General features: G+C 70.5%; 5 protein-coding genes. 3 read left to right on the forward strand and 2 right to left on the reverse strand.

Features of this window, described 5'->3' with window-relative positions:
* Positions 1 to 203: 203 nt before the first annotated feature.
* Together xseA and ACFWPJ_RS26760 are read left to right on the forward strand one after the other, a co-directional pair.
* On the forward strand, positions 204 to 1520 hold the full coding sequence (xseA, locus tag ACFWPJ_RS26755; protein ID WP_378855340.1) for an exodeoxyribonuclease VII large subunit: 1317 nt from the start codon (positions 204 to 206) through the stop codon (positions 1518 to 1520).
* Positions 1517 to 1774: an exodeoxyribonuclease VII small subunit gene (locus ACFWPJ_RS26760; RefSeq protein ID WP_378855342.1), complete on the forward strand. Its 258-nt coding sequence runs from the start codon at positions 1517 to 1519 to the stop codon at positions 1772 to 1774. Before xseA ends, ACFWPJ_RS26760 begins: the two co-directional genes overlap by 4 nt.
* 127 nt (positions 1775 to 1901) lie before the next feature.
* Here ACFWPJ_RS26760 and ACFWPJ_RS26765 read toward each other — a convergent pair whose 3' ends face one another.
* Entirely contained in the window at positions 1902 to 2126 is a 225-nt protein-coding gene (locus tag ACFWPJ_RS26765; RefSeq protein WP_378855343.1) for a hypothetical protein, read from the reverse strand.
* A 111-nt stretch (positions 2127 to 2237) separates the two neighbouring features.
* The gene (locus ACFWPJ_RS26770) at positions 2238 to 2804 is read right to left on the reverse strand and encodes a DUF4245 domain-containing protein (RefSeq protein WP_378855345.1); all 567 of its coding nucleotides are present in this window, start codon (positions 2802 to 2804) and stop codon (positions 2238 to 2240) included.
* Between the two features lie 126 nt (positions 2805 to 2930).
* On the opposite strand from ACFWPJ_RS26770, the gene glpX reads away from it, so the two are divergent.
* Positions 2931 to 3974 (forward strand): class II fructose-bisphosphatase, encoded by a 1044-nt coding sequence (gene glpX, locus ACFWPJ_RS26775; RefSeq protein WP_378855347.1) that lies wholly within the window; start codon positions 2931 to 2933, stop codon positions 3972 to 3974.
* Positions 3975 to 4015 lie beyond the last annotated feature (41 nt).

The following is a 4015-nucleotide window of genomic DNA, read 5'->3' on the forward strand; positions in this document are numbered from 1 at the left end:
CCCACTTATTTGGGGCGGCCGGTGAGTTTGTTTAAACCCCACCCCCCGCCGCCCCCCCCCCCTTACCACACATGCCCCCCCACCCCCTCCCGGCGGGTGCCGGCCATTTACGTACCCCCCTTGGTGGGGCCCCAAAGCCGCCCCCGGGGGGGGGGTGGCGCCCGCTTTTGTTTGTGTCGGTAGCGCCGCGTATACCTAAACCTATGACTGAGGACGGCTCCGGCACTTCCGCCCCGGCGGCCTCCGGCGCTGCCGCGCAGGCAGGCGCACCGGGCAGTTCGGCGGAGCAGCCGTGGCCGGTGCGGTCGGTCGCGGTGAAGGTCGCGCAGTGGATCGACCGGCTCGGCAGCGTGTGGGTGGAGGGTCAGGTCACCCAGATCAATCTGCGGCCCGGCACGCGCACCGCGTTCCTGGTGTTGCGCGATACCTCGGCGGATATGTCGCTGTCGGTGACGTGTGATCCGGAATTGTTGCGGCGCAGTCCCGTTCCGCTGACCGAGGGCAGCCGGGTCGTGGTCTACGGCAAGCTGCAGTTCTTCACCGGGCGAGGCACGCTGTCGCTGCGGGTCACCGAGATCCGGCCCGTCGGCATCGGCGAGTTGCTGGCCCGAATCGAGCGGTTGAAGTCACTGCTGGCGGCGGAAGGGCTGTTCGATCCGCGGCTCAAGCGGCCGCTGCCGTTCCTGCCCGGCACCGTCGGGCTGATCACCGGGCGGGCCGGTGCCGCCGAACGCGATGTGTTGACCGTCGCCCAGAACCGTTGGCCCGCAGTCCGTTTCGTCGTGAAGAACACCGCAGTGCAGGGGCCGACAGCCGTCCCGCAGATGCTGGACGCGCTGGCCGCGCTGGATCGCGACCCTGCCGTCGACGTGATCGTGCTCGCCCGCGGCGGCGGCAGTACCGAAGACCTGCTGCCGTTCTCCGACGAGGCGCTGTGCCGGGCCATCGCCGCCGCCACCACCCCGATCGTCAGCGCGATCGGCCACGAACCCGACGCCCCGCTGAGCGATCTCGTCGCCGACGTGCGCGCCGCGACACCCACCGACGCCGCCAAACGCATCGTCCCCGACGCCGCCGCCGAACTCGCCGGTGTGCGCGAGATGCGGGCCCGCTCGGCCGCCGCGCTGCGCGGCTGGGTGCAGCGCGAGGCCCACATCATCGCCCAGTTGCGCTCGCGTCCCGTCCTCGCCGATCCGCTGCGTGAGCTGCGGCACCGCCACGACGAGGTGGAGCGGCTGCGCCTGGCGGCCCGCCGCACGGTCGAGCAGACGCTGCGCACCGAGTCCACCGCGGCCGTGCATCTACGCGAGAAGCTCACCGCTGTCGGTCCCGCCGCGACGCTGGCCCGTGGCTACGCTGTCGTGCAGCGCGTCGCCGGACCGGAACGTCACGTGGTCCGCGCGATCTCCGACGCCCCCGCGGGCAGCCAGCTCCGCATCCGCGTCGCCGACGGCGCGATCAGCGCCGCCGCGCTCGGCACCCAGCGCCTGACACCCGCCACCGACGACAAGGGGAAATGACCGTGCCCGACGCCGGAACCGAGCCTGCCGACACCCTCGCCGAGATCGCCGCCTTCGGCTACGAACGCGCCCGCGACGAACTGGTCAATGTGGTCAAGATGCTCGAGCAGGGCGGCCTCGACCTCGACGACTCGCTCGCCCTCTGGGAACGCGGCGAGGCACTGGCGACCCGCTGCGAGCAGCATCTGGCCGGTGCGCGCAAGCGTGTGGAGGACGCCATCGCCTCGCACGCCGACGACGACGCAGGCCAGTAGGTTCACCGCCCGCGCAGCGGCAACACGGCCTTACGCGCAACACCGGCTGGACCTACAGCTTCAGTGATACATCCAGTCGGTCGGTGAGCTGCGGCTAGGCCGAGACATCCGGCCGGTGAGCTGGGGCCTAGGCCGAGCCCGAAGACGCCAGGCAGCTCGGGACGCTGCCTGAGCTGTCCACATATCCGGCCTGCAGCATCTTCATCAACAGGCACACGGCTTCGGCCACTGCCGAACCCGTATCCGCGACCGGGGCCGCGGGTGCGCCGGTGACCGGCGCTGCGGATGCGACTCCGGCGGGCGCCAGCAGCGCGGCCGCCGTCAGGACCAGGGCGGCAACAGACTTCTTCATGCGGAACTCCTCCGGTCACGACCAACGATGCCGGAGACGTTAAGCGCCGTCCCCAACCGGTGGAACCCGGCAGTTCTGCGGGCTCGACAGCCGGTACTCAGCGTGATGAACTCACTTCGACAGCGGTTGCGCGGTGGTGACAGCCTTCGCCAGCGTGGTGAACGCGGCCTCGTTACCCGCGCCGGTGATCAGCACCCGGACCCCGCCCAGGTCGGCGATCCAGGCGGATTCCTCGGTCGGCTCCGCGTAGACGACCCACTTCTGCCCGTCCACATCCTGCGTTCCGGTGGCGTAGCGCGAGCCGAGCACGTGCCTGGCCAGCGCTTCCTCGGACGCCGAGCTCTGCGAGAGCCGCATGTAGGTGCCCTGCGGGGTCAGATAGCCGACGGTGCTCACGGGACCGCCACCCGCGGCGACGATGGTTTCGCGGCTGCCCGAGTTCGACACCCAGTCCTGCGGGAGCTCCGGGTTGCGGATCGGGAACGGCAGCGACTTGGCGTCGGAGCGCAGCGCCGAGTCGGCGTCGAAATGCGGCACCTGACCTTGCGTCGGGCCGTTCGTCGCCACCGTGCACTGGCTCGCGGCGCCCGCAAGCACGATCGCGATCAGCACCAACGGGATCAGCGACCAGAAAAGGTCGCGATAGTCGTTGAAGATCCGGTGCTTCTGCTGGGCCACGGCTACCAGTATCCACTCGACGCCGACCAGGGCTGTCAGCGGGCATCCGAGGAGGTGGTGCACGACCGTGCCAGATCTGAATGCGACAATTGCCCCCGTACACCAACGCCAAGGAGGCACTCCGCAATGACGGCATCTTCGCCCGCCCCCAGCCGCCGCGAGGCACCCGACCGCAACCTCGCACTCGAGCTGGTCCGCGTGACCGAGGCAGGCGCGATGGCAGCGGGCCGCTGGGTCGGTCGCGGAGACAAGGAAGGCGGCGACGGCGCGGCCGTCGACGCCATGCGCCAGCTCGTCAGCTCCGTCTCCATGCGCGGCGTCGTCGTCATCGGTGAAGGCGAGAAGGACGAAGCGCCGATGCTGTACAACGGCGAATTGGTCGGTGACGGCACCGGCCCCGAGGTCGACTTCGCCGTCGACCCGATCGACGGCACCACGCTGATGTCGAAGGGCTCCCCCGGCGCCATCGCGGTGCTCGCGGTCGCCGAGCGCGGCGCCATGTTCGACCCGTCGGCCGTGTTCTACATGCACAAGATCGCCGTCGGCCCCGACGCCGCCGGCTCGATCGACATCACCGCCCCGATCGGCGAGAACATCCGCCGCGTCGCCAAGGCCAAGAAGTCCTCGGTCTCCGACCTCACCGTCTGCATCCTGGACCGCCCCCGCCACGCCGAGATCATCCAGCAGACCCGCGACGCGGGCGCCCGCATCCGCCTGATCTCCGACGGTGACGTCGCAGGCGCCATCGCCGCCGCGCGCCCCGAGTCCGGCGTCGACATCCTGGTCGGCATCGGCGGCACCCCCGAGGGCATCATCGCCGCCGCCGCACTGCGCTGCCTCGGCGGCGAACTGCAGGGCATGCTCGCCCCCAAGGACGACGAAGAGCGCCAGAAGGCCATCGACGCCGGCCACGACCTCGACCGCGTCCTGTCCACCACCGACCTGGTCGCAGGCGAGAACGTCTTCTTCTGCGCCACCGGCGTCACCGACGGCGACCTGCTGCGCGGCGTCCGCTACTTCGGCGGCGGCGCCTCCACCCAGTCGATCGTCATGCGCTCCAAGTCCGGCACCGTCCGCATGATCGACGCCTACCACCGCCTCACCAAGCTCCGCGAATACTCCTCCGTCGACTTCGACGGCGACGACAGCGCCAACCCGCCACTGCCGTGATGTGACGGACCGCGCACCCCGTGTGCGCGGTCCACTCCTTA

This window comes from Nocardia sp. NPDC058497 (assembly GCF_042720195.1).
Lineage (GTDB): Bacteria > Actinomycetota > Actinomycetes > Mycobacteriales > Mycobacteriaceae > Nocardia.

Bases quoted from the DNA above. Each gene is read 5' to 3' on its own strand.
- ACFWPJ_RS26760 (WP_378855342.1), top strand. From the start codon at position 1,517: ATGACCGTGCCCGACGCCGGAACCGAGCCTGCCGACACCCTCGCCGAG.
- xseA (WP_378855340.1), top strand. From the start codon at position 204: ATGACTGAGGACGGCTCCGGCACTTCCGCCCCGGCGGCCTCCGGCGCT.
- glpX (WP_378855347.1), top strand. From the start codon at position 2,931: ATGACGGCATCTTCGCCCGCCCCCAGCCGCCGCGAGGCACCCGACCGC.
- ACFWPJ_RS26765 (WP_378855343.1), bottom strand. From the start codon at position 2,126: ATGAAGAAGTCTGTTGCCGCCCTGGTCCTGACGGCGGCCGCGCTGCTG.